Raw genomic sequence first — 20,203 nt, forward strand, 5'->3', positions numbered from 1 at the left:
AGCAGGTCACAGACGTGCTTGGCGGCCTTCCGCAGTTCGACCGGGTTCAGGTGCGCGGCGAGTTTCACGAGTTCTTGTTCGGCGACCTCGATGTCCTCGACCGGGACCGTGTCCGGCAGTTTCTCCAACGCGGACACGATCACCTGCGCCTGCGCCGGACGAATCACCACCCGCCCCCGCACCCCAGCATCCGAGTCGACGGCGCCGTCCGCATCGAAGTCCGGGTCGACGGCACCGTCCGCATCCGCGTCGGCGTCCGGGTCCGGGTCCGCGGCATCGTCCGCCGCGGCGTCCGGGGCGGCGGCGAGATCGCTTTCGAGGTCGGCGTCAGGGTCGGCGTCGCTGGCGACGTGATCGTCGAGGTCGCTGCCGAGGTCGGCTGCTGGGTCGGGGAGGGCGGCGGAGACGGCGGGGTATTTCGGGAGGGCTTTGGCGAGGGTGAGGTCGCGGCGGACGTCGCGGGGGTGGCGGTTGTGGCGCAGCGACAGCAGTTCGACGGTGTCGTGGGCTCCTAGGTCGGCGGCGTCGCCGGAGTCGTCGACGCTGGCCATGTAGTGGAGCCGGACGGTCTTCAGGCGGGCGAGCTCGGTCTCGACCGCATCGAGGACCTGCAGCCGTTCGCTGCTGGTCTTCGACCATGCCGGTCGCGCGCCCAAGATCTCCATACCCAAGACTCTAGACATCGCCTCCGACAGTTTCTGTGTCGGAATGCCCTTCTCTGTAAGGCATTCCGAAGATTGTCAGAATCTTGTGGGTGGTATCGAATCACGCCAAGTTGTCCACAGGCCCCTAAGAAATGTGGAAGAGCAGCCTGCGGTGGAACAGATGCGTGGGCGGATCCGGGCTAAGGCGCTATCTGCTCGTGGGAAGGGAGTTTGCGGAGTGAGCGGAGCGGCGACAGGGCGGCGTACAGGCAGCCCGCCAGCATGCCGGCGCTGCTGAGTATCAGGGTTGGGCGTAAGCCGAGGGGACCCGCGATGAGGCCGCCCGATACAGCGCCGATGGTCTGGCCGCCGATGACGAGCGTGCGCCAGGCGGCGGTTGCTTGGCCGAGTAGTTCCGCGGGGACCAGGGATTGCCGGAGGGTGCGTTGCGGTACGCCGTACAAGGGCATCCCCAGGCCGGCCATCGCCTGCGCGATGAAGATGAAAGGCGCAAGGCCGATCGTCAGGGTGACGCCGGAGAGGGCGACCAGGAGTTGGCCGACGGTGTACGTGCGCCCGATTCCGAAGTACCGGGTGAGTGGTGTTGCCAAGAGAGTGCCGCCGACGGACGCCGCGCCGACGACCGTCACGGCCACACCGACGAGCGCCGGCGACCAGTGGAGCTCCCGCACCAGGTAGAGAACGACGAGTGGCGCCTGCATAGCGCCGGCAACCGCGGCGATGGTTGCCGAGAGCACCAATGGAGCCAGTAGCCGGTGCCCGAACAGAACCCGCAGACCTGTGAACACATGCGTCTTGGCGCGCGGAGGCCCTGCCACCTTGGGCGGCGCTTTGATCAGGTACGACGCGACGCCTGACACGACGAACGACAACGCGTCGAAGGCGATCGCGAAGGGCGCGCTGACCAACTGCACCAGGAACCCGGCGACAGCGGGCCCGGTGGTCGAGGCGACGGTCTGGTTGAGCATGGACGCGCTGTTCGCTTGCATCAGTTCGTCGCGGGGGACCAGGGCCGGGATGAACGTCAGTGATGCTGTGTCCGACAGCAGCGTCAGTACTCCGGCCAGCACCGCTACCACGTAGAGGTGCTCTATCCGGAGCGATCCGAGAGCCCACACCAGGGGAATCGCGCCAAGCACAACCGCCCGTCCGGCGTCAGCGATCACCAGGAGGGGCCGCAGCGGCACTCTGTCCACCAGCAGTCCAGCGGACAGCCCGAACAGCAGGTGCGGGAGGACCGTCAACGCGGAGAGCAGTCCCATCTCCAGCGGAGAGGCGTTCAGCGTCACTACCGCTACTAGCGGCAGGGCAACACTGGTGATCGCACTGCCAGACGCGGACACCGCCTGCCCGATCCACAGCTTCCGGAACTCACCTCTGACAACCCACGGCATGCCGAGCAACCTGTCACCTGCACGCCAGGACGGCCACACCAGTTCACTCTGAGCGAAGCCAGTACGCCGAGAGCGGAGAGTCTGTCGGCAGCTGGTGCACGTCGTCCTGTCGGCGGTGGGTGGAAAGATGTCGCGCCATGGACGACTCCGCGCGGGTGCAACGCGAGACTGATCTCGTCAGCTACTACAACAACGAGGTGCGCGACCGCGCAGTACGGGATCTTCCGGCTTCACGAGTCGAACGGCGGACGGCGTACCTCGCGCAACTCGCCAACGAAGACCTGCATTCGGTCCTCGAGATCGGCTCGGGCCCTGGTCGGGACGGCGAAGCGTTCGCTGCGGCCGGTCTGGCCTACACCGGTGTCGACCTCGCACCGGAGAGCGTCGATGCTTGCCACGCGCTTGGCCTCGACGCGCAGGTCGCCTCCGTCCTGGATCTGCCCTTCGACGATGCCAGCTTCCAGGCGGGCTGGACGATGAGCACCTTGCTGCACGTGGCTGACGAGGACCTGGACTCTGCGCTGGCAGAGATAGTGCGAGTACTCCGCCCTGCCGCGCCGCTCGCGGTCGGGTTGTGGGGTGATCAGGTCGGTGCGGAGAGTCTGTGGCGTGACGGCACCGATTTCGGGCCGCCGCGTTTCTTCAGCATCCGCACCGACGCCATGGTGCGCGATGCTCTTCAGCGGCATGGAACGGTCGAGCACTGGCTGACCTGGCAGGGGACCGGGCCGATGCACTATCAGTGGGCGGTTCTCCGGACGCCGGCCTAACCGCCTCTCTCCTCGCCGGAGTGTGCGGCCTCCGGTCAGGGGTTGCGGCCGGCGAGGACGCAGAACTCGTTGCCTTCTGGGTCGGCGAGGGTGACCCAGCTCTCCTCGCCGGTTTGGCCGACGTCGGCGTGCCGAGCGCCTAGGTCGAGCAGGCGGCGGACCTCTTCGTCTTGCTCCCTGTCGGTTGCGTTGAGGTCGAGGTGGAGCCTGTTCTTGATGGTCTTGCCCTCTGGCACGCGTGCGAAAGTCAGCGTCGGTGGCACCGGGCCAAGGCGGTTCTTGCCTTCGGGCACGAGAGGGGAGCCAATGGTGACAATTCCGTCCTCTTCCTCCAGTACCTCGTAGTCAAGGACCGAGCACCAGAACCGGGCGAGACCACTGGGATCGGCACAGTCGATCGCAAGCTCGGTGAACTTACTGGTCATCTCAGGATCTCCCGGTCAAGTAGCGCGTCCGCCAAGGCCACACGCTAACCGGATTATGCCGTCGCGGGGGTTGACTCCGTAGTTGGGTCCGGGGTTGAGGATGGGGGTATGCGAACGAGTGAGTTGGCCGGCCGGGTCGGCGTGAACGCGGAGACGCTGCGGTACTACGAACGCAGGGGGTTGCTCACCGAACCACCTCGAACACCAGGTGGCTACCGCGATTATCCCGTCGCGGCGGTGGAGTTGCTGCGGTTCATCAAGCGGGCCCAGGAACTCGGGTTCACGCTGGATGAGGTCGAGGAACTCCTCCACCTGGACAGCGGCGGACCGGACAGTTGCGACGCGGCCCGGGTACTGGCCGAGCATCGCAAGGCCGATCTCCAGAGGCGGATCCGCGACCTCCAACGCATGCACGACTCTCTCGCCGAGCTCGTCGCGACCTGCGACCTGCCTCGCGGCGACCGCTGCTGTGAACTGCTGAAAGCGCTCGACTTCCCTCTGGACACGAGCGCGCCCAGTCCGATTGACGACCCTGCGATGGGAAAGCGATGAAGCTCGAGGTCCTGCACGTTCCGGACTGCCCCAACTTGGCGCCTCTGCTGCAGCGACTCGCCGAGGTCACCGACCAGGCCGTGATCACCCGGGTGATCGAGACCGATGCCGAGGCCGCGCAGTACGGGATGGCTGGTTCGCCGACACTGCTGATCGACGGCGTCGATCCGTTCGCGCCGCAGGGCGGCTGTGAGTCCGGGGTGTCGTGCCGGCTCTACCGCGACGACAATGGCCGTACAGTCTCGGCGCCGTCGGTCGAACAGTTGCGCGAGGCAATCACCAGCGCTGTCCAGCAGCACGAGAACCAAGGGCTTCCACGGTCAGCAGGGGAACTGTTGAGTTCGCAGCGCAGTCGGGTGCTCCAACTGAAGCCGCTCGAGAAGGCCGTGCATCAGACGATCCTGCGCACCTTCGCCTCCACCGGCCGCCCGCCCACCACCGCTGAGCTCGATGTAATCACCTCAGGTAGTAGCTCGACCGAGGTGTTGAACGCACTGCACGAAATCGATGCGATCCGCCTGAACTCAGATGGCCAGATCGCGGTCGCCTACCCGTTCTCCGCGACCCCGACCGCCCATCGCGTCCGCATCGGCGACCAGGTCGAGGTCTACGCGATGTGTGCGGCTGATGCGCTCGGAATGTCCGCCATGCTCGGTCAGGACACCCAGATCGAGTCCGTCGACGCGACCACCGGCCAACCGATCACCGTCACCCTGGGCGCCGGCCGGACCGACTGGCAGCCCGCGGAAGCAGTCGTGTTCATCAGCGCTGACGCAGGCGTCGGCCCATCGGCAACCACTTGCTGCGACTACCTGAACTTCTTCACCAACCAGACCACCGCTCAGGCCTGGATCACGAGCCATCCGCACGTCCCGGGCCAGATCCTCACCCAGACCGAAGCCCAGGAACTCGGGATCAACCTCTTCCAACCCTTGCTCGTCGACTGACCCGCGACCCGTACGGCGTGGGACGGTAGTGCCATGGCAGGACAGAAGTCGCATCCGTTGTTCGCCCGCATGTACACGCGGCTGAGGCCGGCGATGGATCGGCAGGGCGCGGCCGGGCATCGCCGCAGGCTGCTCGATGGGCTCGCGGGACGCATTGTGGAGGTCGGCTCAGGCGACGGCGCCAACCTGGCCCTCTATCCGGCGGCGGTGACGAGCGTCGTGGCGGTCGAGCCCGAGCCGTACTTGCGAGCACAGACGCAGCGGCAAGCCGCGGAGGTCGCGAGCCGGCTCGAGGTCGAGGTTGCCGATGCGGCCGCCGAGAGGTTGCCGATTGCGGACGGTTCCGTCGACGGGGTGGTGGTGTCGTTGGTGCTGTGCTCGGTCAGTGACCAACAGGCCGCTCTGAAGGAAGCCTTCCGGGTACTGCGCCCAGGCGGCCAACTGCGGTTCTACGAGCATGTCGCGGCGCCTAGGGGCACCCGGTTGGCGAAGGTGCAGCGGATCGGCGACGCGACGCTGTGGCCACTGATGACCGGCGGCTGTCACGCGAGCCGCAATACGGAGACGGCGATCGAGGCGGCGGGATTCGTGATCGACGAGATCGAGCGGTTCGCCTTCCCACCCGGCCAGGCGACACCGGCCTCGCCCCACATCCTCGGCCGCGCCACCCGCCCTGCCGGCGGCGACGAAGGTTCATCGCGGTAGATACTTTCAGCGGCTGCGCCAGTCCTGCGGGCGACCGTTTACTGAGGTGGTGACTACTTCTCAGGGTGGACCGACGGGGGTCGGCGAGCGGGCGCTGGGGCCTGATCTGGCGCGAGGGTTCATGTTGTTGTTTATCGCGCTGGCGAACTCGCACTACTTCCTGCGCGGTTCATCGGTGCTCGGCGGATTCCCGCAGGACGGCTCGAAGCTGGATCAGGTGGTCACTTGGGTGATCGCGACCTTCGTCGATGGCCGGGCGTTCCCGATGTTCGGGCTGCTGTTCGGCTACGGCGTCGCGCAGATCGTGCGCCGGCAGACCGAGGCCGGAGCCGCCTGGCGGTCCGCACGGCGGTTGCTCTGGCGGCGGAGCCTGGTCCTGGTGGTACTCGGCTTCCTCCATGCGATGTTGCTGTACGTCGGGGATATCCTCGCCGCGTACGGCGTGCTGCTGTTCATCGGCGTCTGGGCCCTTCGCTGGAAGGATCGCACTCTCCTGATCGTGGCTGCCGTGTTCCTCCTGCTGACCGCGATGCCGAGCGCCGACTCGCTCGCGACCAGCGCGGATCCGCCGGACCCGTCCATGCTGCCGCCCGATCTGTGGAGCCAGATCAGCGAGCGGATCACGGTCCAGCCGTTCATCATGGTCCTCGGTCCGATCGGGTTCGTCACGCCGTTCCTGATCGGGCTGTGGGCAGGCCGCCGCCGGATCCTCGAGCGGCCGGCCCAGCACGTGAAGCTCCTCCGGACGACGGCTGCGTTCGGCATCGGCGTGGCGGTCCTCGGCGCGCAGCCGGTGTCCCTCGTGCTCGCCGGGTTCGTGGACAAGCCGAGCGACGGCACCCTCAGTGTCTTCGGTCCACTGCATGATGCCGCCGGCGTCTTCGGCGGTCTGGGCTACGCCTCCCTGATCTGCCTGATCGCGATGAGACTCAGTACTGCGCCCGGCCCGATCACCCTGGCGATCTCAGCCGTCGGGCAGCGCTCGCTCACCTGCTACCTGGCTCAGTCGGTCGTGTGGACCGTTGCCTTCACGCCCTATCTGGCCGACCTCTCGGACACCCTGACGGTCACGACCACGGCGTTGCTCGCGGCAACCACCTGGCTGGCTACGGTCTTCCTGGCCGACCGCATGCGCCGTACCGGCTCTCGAGGTCCCTTCGAGATCCTGATCCGTAACGTCACCTACCGCGGAAGGTTCGGCGCAGGTCGTCCACCCATTCGTCGGGAGTCTCCCACGGGATGAAGTGACCGCCCCGGTCGTGGGCCGTGATGTTGACGTGGTTGTACCAGGACGCGCGGTCGCCGGCGAGGAAGCTCTGCACCCGCTGCTCGCTGGTCTTCACGCCGGGCGGGTTCTCGAAGCCGACGAAGGTGATGCCGGTCGGTGCCTCGATCACTGGCAAGCGGTCGTGGGATGGCGTCCAGGGGTAGCGGTTGTTGTTCGCGTAGGTGCGGATCGAGGTGTCGATGGCGTTGCCGGCCCAGTAGATGGTCGCGTGGGTGAGCAGGTCGTCCTTGCTGAACACGTTCTCGACGTCGCCGTCGTTGTCGGACCAGGTCGTCCAGCGCTCCAGGATCCAGGCCAGCATGCCGACCGGGGAGTCGGACAGCCCGTACGAGAGTGTGCTCGGGTCGAGCACGTGCGCCGCCAGGTGAACCGCGAACCGCCGCTCGAACGCGACGATCCCCTCGCGGATCTCCGGAGGTCCGTCGGGGAGGGGATGTCCGCCGCTCAGGTCCCACGCCCGGTCGCCCTCGAAGAACGTGAGCTTCAGCGCCGACCCGATGTGGATCCCGTAGAGCTCGTCGGCGTACTTGTGACCGAGCTGCCCCGTCACCAGAGCGCCCACGTCACAACCACCGGCCGCGTACTTCGAGTACCCGAGGACGTCGGTCATCAAGGAGTGCCAGACGTCGGCGATCTTCCAGAAGTTCATGTCGGGCTGATCCGTCAGCGGCGTCGAGAATCCGAAGCCGGGCAGCGACGGCACGATCACGTCGAAGGCATCGGCCGGATCGCCCCCGAAGGCACCGGGATCGGCGAGCGGGTCGATCACCTTGGACCAGTGCCAGAAGGTCCACGGCCAACCGTGACTGAGAATCAGTGGCCTCGGCTTCGGACCGACCCCCGGCTTCCGCAGGAAATGGACCGGCACCCCGCCGACATCGACCCGGTAGTGCTCGTAGGCGTTGAGCGCCCGCTCAGCGGCACGCCAGTCGAAGCCATCCGCCCAGTACGCGACCAGCTCCTGCAGATAAGACCGCCGTACGCCGTAGTAGCCGTCCTCGTTGCCGGCGTCCAACGGCCACTTGGTCGTGGTCAGCCGTCGTCGGAGATCATCCAGGACGTCATCCGGCACGTGGATCGGCGTCGGGTCGAGCATCATCGTCTCCTCAGTCGTCAGTCGCCAGCTCAGTCAGTCGGGTCAGCACACCCGCGGCAGCGGCGAGCACCTCACGTTCCTGATCGGTCAGCCGGTCGACTAGCTGGGACAGGTTCGCTACCCGCTTCGCATGCCGGCCCCGGACGATCTCCCAGCCGTCCTTCGTGAGGGACAGCAGGACAGCGCGGCCGTCGCTGGGGTCCGACCGGCGTGACACCAGCCCCTGCCGCTCGAGCTTCGCGACCAGACTGGTCAACGCGGGCTGCTTCAGCTGTTCCGTCGCCGTGAGATCGGTCAGCCGGCACGGCCCGTTCCGCCCCAGCGTGTGCAGGACGGACAGCGTCGAGAAGTTGAACCTCTGGACGGACGCGAGCCGGATGAAGACCGTGGTGAAGTCCTCGATCACGGTCGCCAGTTCGTCGACGTCGAGCGGGGCCGGGGGAGTGCTCACCGGCAAACTATATCAATTATCGATGTAAATCGCCGGCCGGGATCTCGACCGTGTACGACGTGATCGCGGTCAGGTGGCCCTGGGCGAACTCGAAGACGTCGCAGGACGACACGATCGTGGTCATCCATTTCTTGTCCACGTACCGGGTGATGGCGTCGACCGCCACGGAGTCCGGTCCGACCACGGTTTTGAAACGGAGTACCTGCTGGGTGCTCTTCGAGAGCTGGTCCAGCGCTGCCTCACAGGCCTGGACGACCTGCTCGCGGCCCTCGAGGCGGGCGGCGCCGACGAGCGTCCAGCGCACCTGCGGATGCAGGAAGGGATAGGTCTCCGCGAAGCGGTGGGCCGAGAACGCCTCCGCCACCTGTTGAATCGTCGCCACGCCCGAATCCTCTCAGCAGCGCGGGGGCGATCGTCCCCGGGCGCGGACTCGCCGTGGTGTGTAATGGCGGGCGTGGCGGACAGTGATGTGCGGTTGGGGAGGGTGGGGAAGGGCGTTCGCCTCGCGGTGGCGTTGGTGGGGATCGGCCTGCTGGTGAACGGGTCGGTACGAGCCAGCGATGACGTGTGGCCGTTCGGGCCGATGTCGCAGTACGCGCAGACGGTGCCGGACGACGCCTCGATCACCTACACCCGGATCAGCGCTCAGACCGACGCCGGTACGACGGTCGACGTGCCGCTGAACATCGAGGGGGCCGGGGTCGCCCGGGCCGAGATCGAGGCGCGGACCGGGGAGATCGTCGCCAATCCGTCGCTGCTGCAGACCGTGGCGGACGGGTGGGCCAAGAAGCACCCGGACAAGCCGAAATACGTGAAGCTCGAGCTGATCCGGGACACCACGCAGCTGGTCGAGGGTCGCGTCGACGGCCCACCGAAGGCCGAAGTACTGGCGACCTGGCAGGTCCGCCGATGAGAGCCGTGGCGAACTGGTTCACACCCAAGATCGCGCTCGCCAGGATCGCCTGGTTGCGGACGATCCTCTACTTGTTCGTCATCCTCGACATGCACGCGTTCGTCCGCGACACCCGGCTGAAGGGGGAGTCGCCCGGGCTCTATCAGCCGTTGTATCTGGCCCGGCTCTTCGAGCTGCCGAAGCCGACCGTCGCGATCACCACCACTCTGTACTACGTATTGATCGTCGCCTGTCTCGTGGCTGCCACGAACAGGTTCCCCCGGATCGCCGGTTGGGTGGTCGCGCCGGCGTTCACCTGGTGGGTGCTGATCGGGATGAGCGACGGCAAGGTGGACCACGACCACCTGGCTCTCGTGATCGCATTGTGGGTGCTGCCGACCGTGGCGCAGAGCAGGAAGGGCTCGCCGTGGGCCGACCAGACGAGGTCAGAGGCGGCGGGCTGGGCGATCAGGTGTGTGCAGATCTGCGTGATCGCCACCTACTTCCTGTCGGCGATCGCCAAGCTCCGCAGCGCCGGCTGGGCGCTCACCTGGCCCGGTAGCGCCATCCTCACCTGGGCGATCGTCAGGCGGCCGCACCCGGTCGGGGAGTGGTTGCTGCATCACCCCTGGATGCTGCACGTGATGCAGTGGATCGGGATCATCGGCGAGTTCCTGTCCCCGGTGGTGCTCTGGCTGAAGGGCCGCTGGCAGCTGCTCGGCGCGTTGTTCTTCATCGGGTTCCATGTCGCGAACACGGCGATCCTGCTGATCCACTTCCTGCCGACGGTGGTCTGCTGGCTGGCGTTCGCTCCGATGGAGCGGATCGTGCCCTGGTTCAGAAGCCGCCGGTCAGCCGACTCAGCCGACTCAGCCCGGTCAGCCGGTGATGCCGGAGACGCCCGAGAGGCCGAAGACCAGACCGAAGACGGCCGGCAGGCCAAGGAGCAGGCCGGCGCGTAGCCGGAAGCGGCGCCCACCCGGGCCCGGAGTACGGACGACGCGGGAGAGCACCGCACCGGCGTACCCGAAGACGAAGGCGGCGAGCAGGATCTGCTTGGTCGGCAGCAGCACGTCGTCGTGGGTCAGGCCGAGGGTGACGAGTCCGGGGCAGCAGAAGGCGAACATGCCGAAACCGAGCTCGGGAATCGGCAGCCAGCGGCGGCCCAGCACGTCCAGCTCCGCGGGGCGCTTGGACTGGACGGACCGGACGAAGCGGGCGGTGCTGAGCAGCAGGTCGCTGGCGCAGAGAACGGCGGCCACGATCAGGGCGCCTTGGAAGATGGTCTGCACGGGAGAACGGTAGGCCCTCGGCGCCGCGTTGTCCCGGTCAACACGTAACGTCGCCTTAACAGAGCCGGGGCACACTGTGTGAGGCCCCGGCGAAGCAGTACCACGAGGAGAGGTGGACACACCGATGGACAAGCAGCAGGAGTTCGTACTGCGCGCGCTCGAGGAGCGCGACGTACGGTTCGTCCGGCTCTGGTTCACCGACGTGCTCGGGTTCCTCAAGTCGGTCGCGGTGGCGCCGGCCGAGCTGGAGGGGGCGTTCGCCGAGGGGATCGGCTTCGACGGCTCCGCGATCGAGGGGTTCGCCCGGGTCACCGAGGCGGACATGCTGGCCAAGCCGGACCCGGCGACGTTCCAGATCCTGCCCTGGCGGGGCGAGACGATGGGCACCGCGCGGATGTTCTGCGACATCAACATGCCGGACGGCTCGGCGTCGTACGCGGACCCGCGGCACGTGCTGAAGCGGACCCTGTCCAAGGCGGCCGACCTCGGTTTCACCTTCTACACCCACCCCGAGATCGAGTTCTACCTGCTCAAGTCGCTGGTCGGCGCGCCGGGCACCTACCCGGAGCCGGTCGATTCCTCCGGGTACTTCGACCACACCCCGCAGGGCATCGGCAACGACTTCCGCCGCGAGGCGATCACGATGCTCGAGTCGATGGGTATCTCGGTCGAGTTCAGCCACCACGAGGCCGGGCCGGGTCAGCAGGAGATCGATCTGCGGTACGCCGACGCGCTGAGCACCGCCGACAACATCATGACCTTCCGGGTGGTGGTGAAGGAGGTGGCCCTGAGCCAGGGGATCTACGCGTCCTTCATGCCGAAGCCGCTGAGCGACCACCCGGGCTCGGGCATGCACACGCACATGTCGTTGTTCGAGGGCGACCGGAATGCGTTCTTCGAAGGCGGCGCGCAGTACCAGCTGTCCAAGACCGGCCGTGCCTTCATCGCCGGGCTGCTGCGGCACGCGGACGAGATCAGCGCGGTGACGAACCAGTGGGTGAACTCGTACAAGCGACTCGCGGGCGGCGGCGAGGCCCCGTCGTACATCTGCTGGGGGCACAACAACCGCTCCGCCCTGGTCCGGGTGCCGATGTACAAGCCGCACAAGGGCCAGTCGAGCCGGGTGGAGTTCCGCTCGCTCGACGCGGCGGCGAACCCGTACCTCGCCTTCGCGCTGCTGCTGGCCGCCGGCTTGAAGGGCATCGAGGAGGGGTACGAACTGCCGCGCGAGGCCGAGGACGACGTCTGGTCCCTGACCGACCGCGAGCGCCGCGCGCTGGGGATCAAGCCGCTGCCGAGCAGCCTGGCCGAGGCGATCTCGGCGATGGAGGACAGCGAACTGGTCGCCGAGACGCTCGGTGAGCACGTCTTCGACTTCTTCCTGCGCAACAAGCGGTCCGAGTGGCAGGACTACCGCAAGCAGGTCACCCCGTTCGAGCTGAACAAGCTGCTGCCGGTGCTGTAGGCACTAGTTGACCTGCGCCTTGGCGATCCATACCGGGGTGGCAGGTCGCTCGTCGGCACCGATGCCACCGGCAACCACCTCGTCGAGCACGTCCAGGCCGTCGGTGATCTGACCGACCACCGTGGACTCCGGTGGCAGTTCGATCGTCTGGTGGACCAGGAAGAACCGGCTCGCGTTCTCACCCTGGTTGCTCATCGCAACGGTTCCGCGCGGGTAGGTCTCCTGGCCGGTGAGCTCCACCTTGAAGTGGTAGCCCGGCTCGACCGGGCCGCATTCCAGCACCGCCGTGGTGAGCTTCCCGCAGGACGACCCGTCGTAGAACTCGCCCTTCGCGAGGGTGCTGAGGCTGTGCACCGCGCACGGCGCGTCCTTGCGGTCCAGTTGCAGCTCGATCTGCCCCAGGTTGGTCTGGAGCGTCACCTTCACCTGCCCGTCCGTGGACGCGATCGGCTTCGGCGGCTTGACCTGCGCCGGGATGCCCGGCGTCTTGGTGAACTTGCAGGCCTTGGCGCCCTCCGGTGCCCCTTGGGCGTTGGAGGCCCACCCCTCGATCACCAGCGCGAGGAGGGCGACGACCAGGACCGCGAGAACCCGCTTCCAATAACGCATAGTGACGACGCTAACACCGTGTGCGCCGGTCGCGACAGAGTCGCAGATAGTTACAACTAGTCGTGTCCCTGGGGTAAATAGTTTCCTGAGCCGTCATCAACTGGTCGCTCCGACCGCATGGAATGCATTCCATGCGGCGTCTCCTAGCGGTCCTCGGCCTTCTGGTCCTGCTGTCGATGGCCGGTACGACGGTGGCCTCGGCCCATGTGATCGCCTCGACCGGGTACTCAACGGTCCGCCAGGATGGCCAGCAGGTGAACTACCTGCTCAGCCTGGAGTACGACGTACTGACTCGGGCGGTCGATCCGAACAACAAGCCGGCCTTGGAGGAGTACCTCGACAAGCGTGTCATCGTCTCCCTCGATGGCGCCGCGTGCGAGCCGGCACTGCAGAGCACGACGACCTCCCAGCGGGCCTCCAAGTCGTACGCCGACATCGCGCTGAACTTCTCCTGCCCGGGTTCGCAGGGGTCGTTCCGGATCCAGTACGACGTGTTCGCCGAGGCGGAGGCGGTCGCCGACGACCACACCAACCTGGTCGAGTACCACTTCGATGACGATTCCGGCCGGACCGTCTTCGACCGCGGCCACCATGACTTCACGGTCGGCGACAGCTCGATGGCGACGTCCAGCCTGCAGTTCGGCAAGATGGGCGTCGAGCACATTCTGCTCGGGCTGGACCACGTGCTGTTCGTGGTCGCCCTGATCCTCGGCGCCGCCACCTTCCAGAGCCTGGTGAAGGTGATCTCGATGTTCACCGTGGCGCACAGCGTCACGCTGATCTCCACCCTGCTCGGCGGGATCACGGTGCCGGCCGTGATCGTCGAGCCGCTGATCGCGCTCTCGATCGCCTTCGTCGCGGTGGAGAACCTGCTGGGCGCCACCCGCCACCGATTGCCGGTGGTCTTCGGTTTCGGTCTTCTGCACGGTCTCGGCTTCGCCGGATCGCTGCGGATCACCGATCAGGTCAGTGCGGACCTTCTCGTCTCACTGGTCAGTTTCAACGTCGGGATCGAGGCGGGGCAGGCGATGTTGCTGGCCGCCGTGTTCCCGCTGCTCGTGCTCATCCGCCGGAGCCGGTTCTCGGTTCCGGCCGTTCAATCGGTGACAGGGGTCGTCGCCGCCTTCGGTCTCTACTGGTTCGTCGAAAGGTTCTTCCTCGCATGATCCGCCTCGCTAGCAGCCGGACCGATCCCTCCCCTCAAAACAGTAGACGGCACAAGATCCTGTACGCCGTCACCGGCGGCCTCGCCGCTCTCGTGCTGGTAGTGCCGTTGACCGGTGCCCTGGCAGATGCCGTGGACGCGCCGAGCGCCACGATCACCGGCACGGTCTTCGATGACCGCGACAACGACGGCCGGGTCGACAACAACGAGACCGGCCTGACCGGGGTGAGCGTGTCCGACGGTCTGCAGACCGTCATCACCGACAAGCAGGGCCGCTACTCGTTCGGCACCGACACCGAGCGTCGTGACGTCGACCTCGTCTTCATCACCCAGCCGGCCGGCTACTCGGTCGGCACCGACGACAACATGACGCCGAAGTTCTACCGCAACCTCGGCGCGCTGGCCCCTGGTGACGCCCGCGAGGTGAACTTCGGCCTCCGCAAGGACAAGGCCTCGGAGCGCGGTGGCTTCACCTTCGGCAACGTCGCCGACCCGCACGTGAACGCGCAACTGCCCGAGCAGATCGACGAGATCAACTCGACCCGGCAGGACCTGGCGTTCATTCAGGTCAGTGGTGACCTGACAAACAACGCGACCGACGCGGAGTTCGAGTACTACAAGGCCAGTACTGCGAAGTCGAAGGTGCCGGTGTGGCCCGCGGTCGGCAACCACGAGTACTCCGCAGGCGCGACGTACGCCGCTCGGATCAACAACTACCGCAAGCACGTCGGTCCCGAGTGGTACTCGTTCGACTACAGCGACCGGCACTTCCTGGTCCTCGAGGACAACGGTGCGGCGCCCTTCGCCGAGCAGTTGGAGTGGGTCAAGGCCGACCTCAAGCAGAACGTTGGCAAGGGCAAGCACCTGGTGGTGCTGACCCATCAGCCGATGAACGTGCCGTTCGGGTCGTCGTCGGTCTACGACGAGTACGGCAAGGTGCTCGAGCAGTACGGCGCCGAGCTGATCCTGGTCGGGCACGAGCACTCCAACGACGTGGAGCCGAAGAGCGACTTCGCCGGCACCGCGAAGCACATCCAGACGAACTCGAGCTCGTACACGATCGACAACTCGCCGCGCGGGTTCCGGTTCGTGAACATGAACAACAAGACCTTCGACAACCCGTTCCGGATGTACGGCGCGGAGAAGGACCTCACGATCGTCAGCCCCGCACCTGGCACCGCAGTACCGCTGGACAAGTTCCCCGGCATCCAGGTGAACGCCTACGACACCACGGATGCGCCGGTCAAGGCGCAGTACCGGATCGACGGCATGGGTGGCTGGAGGTCACTCAAGTCGACCGGCGAGTTCACCTGGTACTCCGATCTGCCCGGCGGCACGAAGATCGGCAAGCACACGGTCGAGGTCCAGGCGTTCGACAAGGCCGGCGCCTCCTGGAAGGGCACCTCGAAGTTCACCCTGACCAACGAGAAGGCGATCCAGCCGATCGCCGGTACCAACTGGACCCAGCACCACGGTGACGCGTCGCACAGCGGTGTCGCCGAGGACGTCATCTCCGCGGGTCAGCGGCTGGCCTGGTCGTACCGGACCGAGGGGACGTTCCTGACCGGCTCGCCGGTGATCGTCAACGGTGTCGTCTACGCGGGCACCCGGGACGAGAACGGCGACGGCAACAGCGCCCTGCACGCGGTCTCGCAGACCACCGGCAAGAAGCTGTGGAGTTTCCCGGTGCCGTCCTCGGTGCACGGCAGCATCGCCGTGTCCGACGGCCTGGTGTTCGTACCGACGCTGCGCGGAACGCTCTTCGCGGTGGACGCGAAGACCGGCAAGCAGGTCTGGCGGAACGACCCCGGGGCCGCGCCGGAGGGCTTCAACCAGCGCACCTACGGGTACTACGGCGTCACCGTTGCCGAGGGCAAGGTGTTGTTCCCGTACCAGACCCGCCACGGTGAGGCCAGCGCCGGTCTCCTCGTCGCCCTGGACGTCAAGACCGGTAAGCGCATCTGGGCCGCCCCGATGACCGGCGCCACGATGAGCGACGGCACTCCCGCTGTCTCCGACGGTCACGTGTACGTCGGCAACGAGACCGCCGACCGAGTGGTGTCGTACAACCTCCAGACCGGTGCTCTGGAATGGAGGGGAACCGAGGCTCTCGGTGGCTGGCAGGACGGTATCCCGTCCGCTGCCGACGGCCGGGTGTTCATCGGTTCGGGTAACGGCATCATCGCTCGTGACGGCGCGACCGGCGCCACCCTGTGGAGCTACCGCAGTTCCTCGCCGTCGCTGGTCAACGGGAATGCCACCCCGGCGGCCGCGGCGATCAGGGGCAACGTCGTGTACATGGGCTTCCCGAGTGGTGAGGTGGCCGCGCTCAACGCGACCACGGGTGCGTTGATCTGGAAGCGGTTGCTGCCGGGTTCGCAGTACCGGGGTGGTTCGTTCACCTCGCCGGCGCTCAGCGGGAACACCCTGTTCGTGGGTGCCAACAGCGGTAGCTTCTACGCGCTGGATGCTCGCTCCGGGCAGCCGTTGTGGCAGCAGAACCTGGGCACCTGGGTTTCCGCCGGACCGGCTATCAGCGGCAACACAGTGGTGGTCGGTGCATTCGACGGCAACCTGTACGCCTTCACTCCGGGCGGTACTTCGGCCAAGCCGTGGCCGGCGGTGACCGGCAAGGTGACGAAGAAGGGCACCGGCGAAGCAGTCGCCACTGCGGTGACTGTGGTCCAGAACGGTACGGCGATCGGTTCTACCTCGACGGATGCTGCCGGCAACTACCGGCTGGCACTGGAGAAGGGGGCCGGGACGTACACGGTCCAGTCGGCGCAGCTCGGCTACGCGACTGCCGCCAAGGAGATCACGGTGGACGACAACGGGGTGTCCGACGTCAACCTCGAGGTCAGCCCGGTGAACGTCGATGCCAGCATCGGCAAACGGCTGCCCAGCGGTCTGGTCGAGGGCGGACCCGGCGACATCGTGATCGAGAACAAGCACCTGGCGATGGCGATCGCGAAGGTGTACGACGACCCGCAGCTGACCCAGTCGACGACTGGCAAGGTGCTGGACATGGCGATCACCGGTCAGCCGGACCAGCTGGACTGGATCAACCTGCCGTACGTGAGCACCGCCGAACCGCTCGGTGGGAGTTCGTGGCAGCAGCTCCAGACCAGGTCGACCGACGTGCAGATCGTCGAGAACACGGGGGAGAAGGCGGTGGTCCGGGTCACCGGGACGTCGGCGGAACACCCCGGGCTGAAGATCGTCACGACGTACACGGCGACCGCCGACGAGCAGTTCATCACCGCCGCGACGACGTTCAGCAACGACTCGGCGGCGGCGCTCTCGGTGTGGGCCGGTGACGCGATGGACCACGACGGTGCCGGGTCACGCTCGGCGGTGGCGGGTTATCCGGTGATCACCGGCGGTGGGCCGTTCAGCCAGGTACCGAACGCGAAGCGGTGGATCGGTCAGGCGGGCACTGGTCCTGACAACCAGACCTACGGCCTGGTCTACAGCGAGGACAGCGGTGCGTTCGCCGGCTACTCGCAGAGCAACTTCACCATGAGCAAGTTCAAGCTCGACCTCGCGGCGGGCGCCGGCCACACCATCACCCGCAAGATCGTGGTCGCCTCGAATGGCGGCGCCACGGACAAGTTCGCCGTACTGAACGCCTACTGATCCACCTTGCGTCCGAAGAACCTGAGGCTATGACCTCAGGTTCTTCGGACGCAAACGGGTCAGGTGCCGGCTGGCTCGTGCGTGGACCAGCGCGAGCTCGCCGTCGAGTGCCGGTACGGCGGGTCTTCGGCCAGCGGGCGGATAGCAGTTAAGCCGGTGATCTGGGGGTCCACGGGCCTCTCGATCACCGGCGTGCCGTCGGGCGCGAGGACGTCGACCTCCTCGACGGTGAACAGGCCGACCGGGCGGATTCCCTCGGTCACCACCACGATGCAGCCCGGGACCAGTTGCTGGGCGCGATGGCCCTGGGCCGGCACCAGAATGCCCTCGGCCGACGATCTCCAGGCGCCAGGCGCGAAGCGGCGCAGAGCGATACCTACCTGACCGTCCTCCGGCGCGCGCGGCGGAAGGTAGGCGGTTGCTGTGTAGTCGTAGTCGTAGTCCGGCTCAGGCGGCCCGGACACTCGCCCACCCTGCTGGGGCGTCAACCAGACCACCGTGCCCCGGACAGCGAGCGACCCCGTCATCATGACCATAACCAGTCATCATGCCATCACCGAGTGAATCTGCCACACCACTCCGTGTGTTGATCGCGCGCTCGCCGCAATCTGTCTGATATCGGACCGCGCGCTGACCGAGACTAGGTTTCTCGCTCACGGGACACTAACGCTCGCGCACTAGGCTGAGCGTCGTGGCGGAAGCGCGGGTGGTTTCGGGTGTGGGGCGGTTGGCACGGGCCGGGTTCGCGGATCCTGGGCGGGCCGGGCGGTTGCTGGATCAGCTTGACGCGCTGGATGCCCATAGCCCGATGGCCAACGACCAGTTGGTCACCTCGTTGTCCGAGTCGGCCGATCCCGATCTCGCGCTGACCGGCCTGCTCGGGATGGCCGAGTCGCTGCGGCGGAACGAGTTCGACCTCACGGGGTTCGCCCGCACCCTCGACGTTGATGCGGACTTCCGGCGCCGGCTGATCTTCGTACTGGGCGCGAGTGAGGCGCTCGGGCGGCATCTGAGTGTCCACCCTCGGCATTGGTACGACCTGGCCGATCCGGCCCTGGCGCGCTCCCATCCGACCCCGGACGATGTGGCGGCCTGCCTGGCGACGGCCGTGGATGCGGAGGATCCGGTCGACGCGCTCCGGGTGGAGTACCGCCGGCTCCTGCTCCGCTTGGCCGCGCGGGATCTCGCCGAGGGACTACTTGTCGACGAGGTTGCCGCAGTACTGGCTGATCTTGCGGGTGGCGCGTTGGAGACGGCGCTGCGGATCGCGCGGAACAACTACTTCGCAGCGCACCCGAAGGCCGCGGACTGCCGGCTCGCAGTGATTGCCATGGGCAAGTGTGGGGGCCGGGAGCTCAACTACGTCAGCGATGTGGACGTCCTGTTCGTCGCCGAGCCGCTCGAAGGTGAGCCGGAGGCGCCGGCCCTGAAGACCGCCACCCAGCTGGCGTCCGCGACGATGCGGATCTGCTCGGCGCACACCTCGGAGGGCACGCTCTGGCCCGTCGACGCCGCGCTCCGTCCGGAGGGCAAGTCGGGCCCGTTGGTCCGCACGCTCGACAGCCATTTCGCGTACTACCAGCGCTGGGCCAAGACCTGGGAGTTCCAGGCGCTGCTCAAGGCCCGGCCGGTCGCGGGTGATGTCGAGCTCGGCCGCGCGTACTTCGAGAAGATGGCGGGGCTGGTGTGGTCCGCAGCTGACCGGGACGGATTCGTCGACGACGTCCAAGCGATGCGTCGCCGGGTGGTCGATCACCTCCCGGCGGAGGATGTGGAGCGGCAGTTGAAGCTCGGCCCGGGCGGGCTGCGGGACGTCGAGTTCGCGGTCCAGTTGCTGCAGCTCGTGCACGGCCGCAGCGACGAGTCGATCCGCAGCGGGACCACCCTGATCGCGTTGGAGCAGCTGACGAACTCGGGGTACGTCGGCCGGACGGACGGCGCGATGCTCGCGGACGCCTACCGGTTCCTCCGGTCGATGGAGCACCGGATCCAGCTGTACCGGTTGCGCCGTACGCATCAGGTCCCCGACGATGACGACGACCTCCGCCGGCTCGGGCGCTCGCTCGGCTTCACCAAGAACCCGATCGACGACCTGACCAAGGCCTGGAAGAAGCACGCCCTCGAGGTCCGGCGGCTGCACGAGAAGCTGTTCTACCGGCCGTTGCTCGCGGCCGTCGCGAGGATCCCCGGCCAGGAGGTGCGGCTGACACCGGAGGCCGCGAAGCAGCGGCTGACGGCGCTCGGGTACGACGATCCGGCGTCCGCGCTCCGGCACATCGAGGCACTGTCCGAGGGGGTCTCGAGGCGCTCGTCGATCCAGAAGGCGTTGCTGCCGGCGATGCTCGGCTGGTTCGCCGAATCACCCGCTCCGGACGCGGGGCTGCTGGCCTTCCGGACCATCTCGGATGCCCTCGGCTCGACGCCGTGGTACCTCCGCCAACTCCGCGACGAGGGCGCTTCCGCCGAGCGGCTCGCGCACCTCCTCGCCAGCGGCCGGTACGCCGTGGACCTGCTGCAGCGGGCTCCCGAGGCAACGGCGATGCTGGCAGACGAGCGGGAGCTTCAACCGCGCACGCAGGACGGCCTGGTGACTGAGATGTCCGCGGCGGCCCGACGGCAGGAGCAACCCGAGGCGGCCGTGGCGGCGATCCGCGCTGTCCGCCGGCGGGAACTCTTCCGCGTCGCGGCGGCGGACCTGTCGTCGATGCTCGAGGTCGAGGTGGTCGGCGATGCCTTGACCACGATCTCGGCGGCGACGTTGACCTCCGCCCTCGAGGTGGCCCGGCGCACGGTGGCCAAGGGCGAACCCGAACCCACCCGGATGTCGATCGTGGCGATGGGCCGGTTCGGC

Annotated in this window: 19 protein-coding genes and 1 pseudogene; 11 read left to right on the plus strand and 9 right to left on the minus strand. The window is 67.2% G+C overall.

The window, feature by feature from the left end; translation table 11 throughout:
• Positions 1–665 (minus strand): annotated as a pseudogene (locus VFG33_RS39815) (hypothetical protein); the annotation flags it as partial.
• 179 nt (positions 666–844) lie between these two features.
• Positions 845–2,059, minus strand: coding sequence for an MFS transporter (locus VFG33_RS39820; RefSeq protein ID WP_325058227.1), 1,215 nt, complete (start codon positions 2,057–2,059; stop codon positions 845–847).
• Positions 2,060–2,196: 137 nt separating this feature from the next.
• Between VFG33_RS39820 and VFG33_RS39825 the strand changes: the two genes are divergently transcribed.
• Positions 2,197–2,829, plus strand: a complete 633-nt coding sequence (locus tag VFG33_RS39825) for a class I SAM-dependent methyltransferase (RefSeq protein ID WP_325058228.1) — start codon at positions 2,197–2,199, stop codon at positions 2,827–2,829.
• Positions 2,830–2,864: 35 nt separating this feature from the next.
• Here the strand turns inward: VFG33_RS39825 and VFG33_RS39830 are convergent, their stop codons facing one another.
• Positions 2,865–3,254, minus strand: coding sequence for a VOC family protein (locus tag VFG33_RS39830; protein WP_325058229.1), 390 nt, complete (start codon positions 3,252–3,254; stop codon positions 2,865–2,867).
• A 108-nt stretch (positions 3,255–3,362) separates the two neighbouring features.
• Here VFG33_RS39830 and VFG33_RS39835 point away from each other — a divergent pair, with 108 nt between their 5' ends.
• The 4 genes from VFG33_RS39835 to VFG33_RS39850 are packed head-to-tail and all read left to right on the plus strand — an operon-like array spanning position 3,363 to position 6,701.
• On the plus strand, positions 3,363–3,806 hold the full coding sequence (locus VFG33_RS39835; protein ID WP_325058230.1) for a MerR family transcriptional regulator: 444 nt from the start codon (positions 3,363–3,365) through the stop codon (positions 3,804–3,806).
• Positions 3,803–4,753, plus strand: coding sequence for an alkylmercury lyase family protein (gene merB / locus VFG33_RS39840; RefSeq protein WP_325058231.1), 951 nt, complete (start codon positions 3,803–3,805; stop codon positions 4,751–4,753). Before VFG33_RS39835 ends, merB begins: the two co-directional genes overlap by 4 nt.
• A gap of 33 nt (positions 4,754–4,786) precedes the next feature.
• Entirely contained in the window at positions 4,787–5,458 is a 672-nt protein-coding gene (locus tag VFG33_RS39845) for a class I SAM-dependent methyltransferase (RefSeq protein WP_325058232.1), read from the plus strand.
• A gap of 49 nt (positions 5,459–5,507) precedes the next feature.
• On the plus strand, positions 5,508–6,701 hold the full coding sequence (locus VFG33_RS39850; protein ID WP_325058233.1) for a DUF418 domain-containing protein: 1,194 nt from the start codon (positions 5,508–5,510) through the stop codon (positions 6,699–6,701).
• Here VFG33_RS39850 and VFG33_RS39855 read toward each other — a convergent pair.
• From VFG33_RS39855 to VFG33_RS39865, 3 genes are read right to left on the minus strand one after another with little or no spacing between them, the layout of a single operon-like run.
• Positions 6,637–7,845 (minus strand): epoxide hydrolase family protein, encoded by a 1,209-nt coding sequence (locus VFG33_RS39855; protein ID WP_325058234.1) that lies wholly within the window; start codon positions 7,843–7,845, stop codon positions 6,637–6,639. The two genes, VFG33_RS39850 and VFG33_RS39855, sit on opposite strands and share 65 nt — an antisense overlap.
• A gap of 7 nt (positions 7,846–7,852) precedes the next feature.
• A complete protein-coding gene (locus VFG33_RS39860) occupies positions 7,853–8,293 on the minus strand; it encodes a MarR family winged helix-turn-helix transcriptional regulator (protein WP_325058235.1) in 441 nt (146 codons plus the stop codon).
• Positions 8,294–8,309: 16 nt separating this feature from the next.
• Complete coding sequence (locus VFG33_RS39865; protein ID WP_325058236.1) at positions 8,310–8,675, minus strand: nuclear transport factor 2 family protein; 366 nt, start codon at positions 8,673–8,675, stop codon at positions 8,310–8,312.
• Between the two features lie 63 nt (positions 8,676–8,738).
• Between VFG33_RS39865 and VFG33_RS39870 the strand changes: the two genes are divergently transcribed.
• Positions 8,739–9,206, plus strand: a complete 468-nt coding sequence (locus VFG33_RS39870; protein ID WP_325058237.1) for a hypothetical protein — start codon at positions 8,739–8,741, stop codon at positions 9,204–9,206.
• Entirely contained in the window at positions 9,203–10,147 is a 945-nt protein-coding gene (locus VFG33_RS39875; RefSeq protein ID WP_325058238.1) for an HTTM domain-containing protein, read from the plus strand. The genes VFG33_RS39870 and VFG33_RS39875 overlap by 4 nt, the downstream gene beginning before the upstream one ends.
• On the opposite strand, the gene VFG33_RS39880 is transcribed toward VFG33_RS39875, so the two are convergent.
• Positions 10,064–10,477 (minus strand): hypothetical protein, encoded by a 414-nt coding sequence (locus VFG33_RS39880; protein ID WP_325058239.1) that lies wholly within the window; start codon positions 10,475–10,477, stop codon positions 10,064–10,066. The two genes, VFG33_RS39875 and VFG33_RS39880, sit on opposite strands and share 84 nt — an antisense overlap.
• Before the next feature lie 124 nt (positions 10,478–10,601).
• Here VFG33_RS39880 and glnA point away from each other — a divergent pair, with 124 nt between their 5' ends.
• Positions 10,602–11,942 (plus strand): type I glutamate--ammonia ligase, encoded by a 1,341-nt coding sequence (gene glnA, locus VFG33_RS39885; protein WP_325058240.1) that lies wholly within the window; start codon positions 10,602–10,604, stop codon positions 11,940–11,942.
• 3 nt (positions 11,943–11,945) lie between these two features.
• Here glnA and VFG33_RS39890 read toward each other — a convergent pair whose 3' ends face one another.
• Positions 11,946–12,551, minus strand: a complete 606-nt coding sequence (locus VFG33_RS39890) for a peptidylprolyl isomerase (protein WP_325058241.1) — start codon at positions 12,549–12,551, stop codon at positions 11,946–11,948.
• Positions 12,552–12,682: 131 nt separating this feature from the next.
• On the opposite strand from VFG33_RS39890, the gene VFG33_RS39895 reads away from it, so the two are divergent.
• Positions 12,683–13,717, plus strand: coding sequence for a HupE/UreJ family protein (locus tag VFG33_RS39895; RefSeq protein ID WP_325058242.1), 1,035 nt, complete (start codon positions 12,683–12,685; stop codon positions 13,715–13,717).
• Positions 13,714–17,352 (plus strand): BamB-related PQQ repeat family beta-propellar protein, encoded by a 3,639-nt coding sequence (locus VFG33_RS39900; RefSeq protein ID WP_325058243.1) that lies wholly within the window; start codon positions 13,714–13,716, stop codon positions 17,350–17,352. Before VFG33_RS39895 ends, VFG33_RS39900 begins: the two co-directional genes overlap by 4 nt.
• A 59-nt stretch (positions 17,353–17,411) precedes the next feature.
• Here the strand turns inward: VFG33_RS39900 and VFG33_RS39905 are convergent, their stop codons facing one another.
• On the minus strand, positions 17,412–17,882 hold the full coding sequence (locus VFG33_RS39905; protein WP_325058244.1) for a hypothetical protein: 471 nt from the start codon (positions 17,880–17,882) through the stop codon (positions 17,412–17,414).
• Positions 17,883–18,043: 161 nt separating this feature from the next.
• Here VFG33_RS39905 and VFG33_RS39910 point away from each other — a divergent pair.
• Positions 18,044–20,203 (plus strand): bifunctional [glutamine synthetase] adenylyltransferase/[glutamine synthetase]-adenylyl-L-tyrosine phosphorylase (locus VFG33_RS39910; protein WP_325058245.1); only part of this gene is annotated, 2,160 nt, incomplete at its 3' end.

Origin of the sequence: Kribbella sp., from assembly GCF_035687465.1 — a bacterium.
In the GTDB taxonomy this organism is placed as follows: Bacteria; Actinomycetota; Actinomycetes; order Propionibacteriales; family Kribbellaceae; genus Kribbella.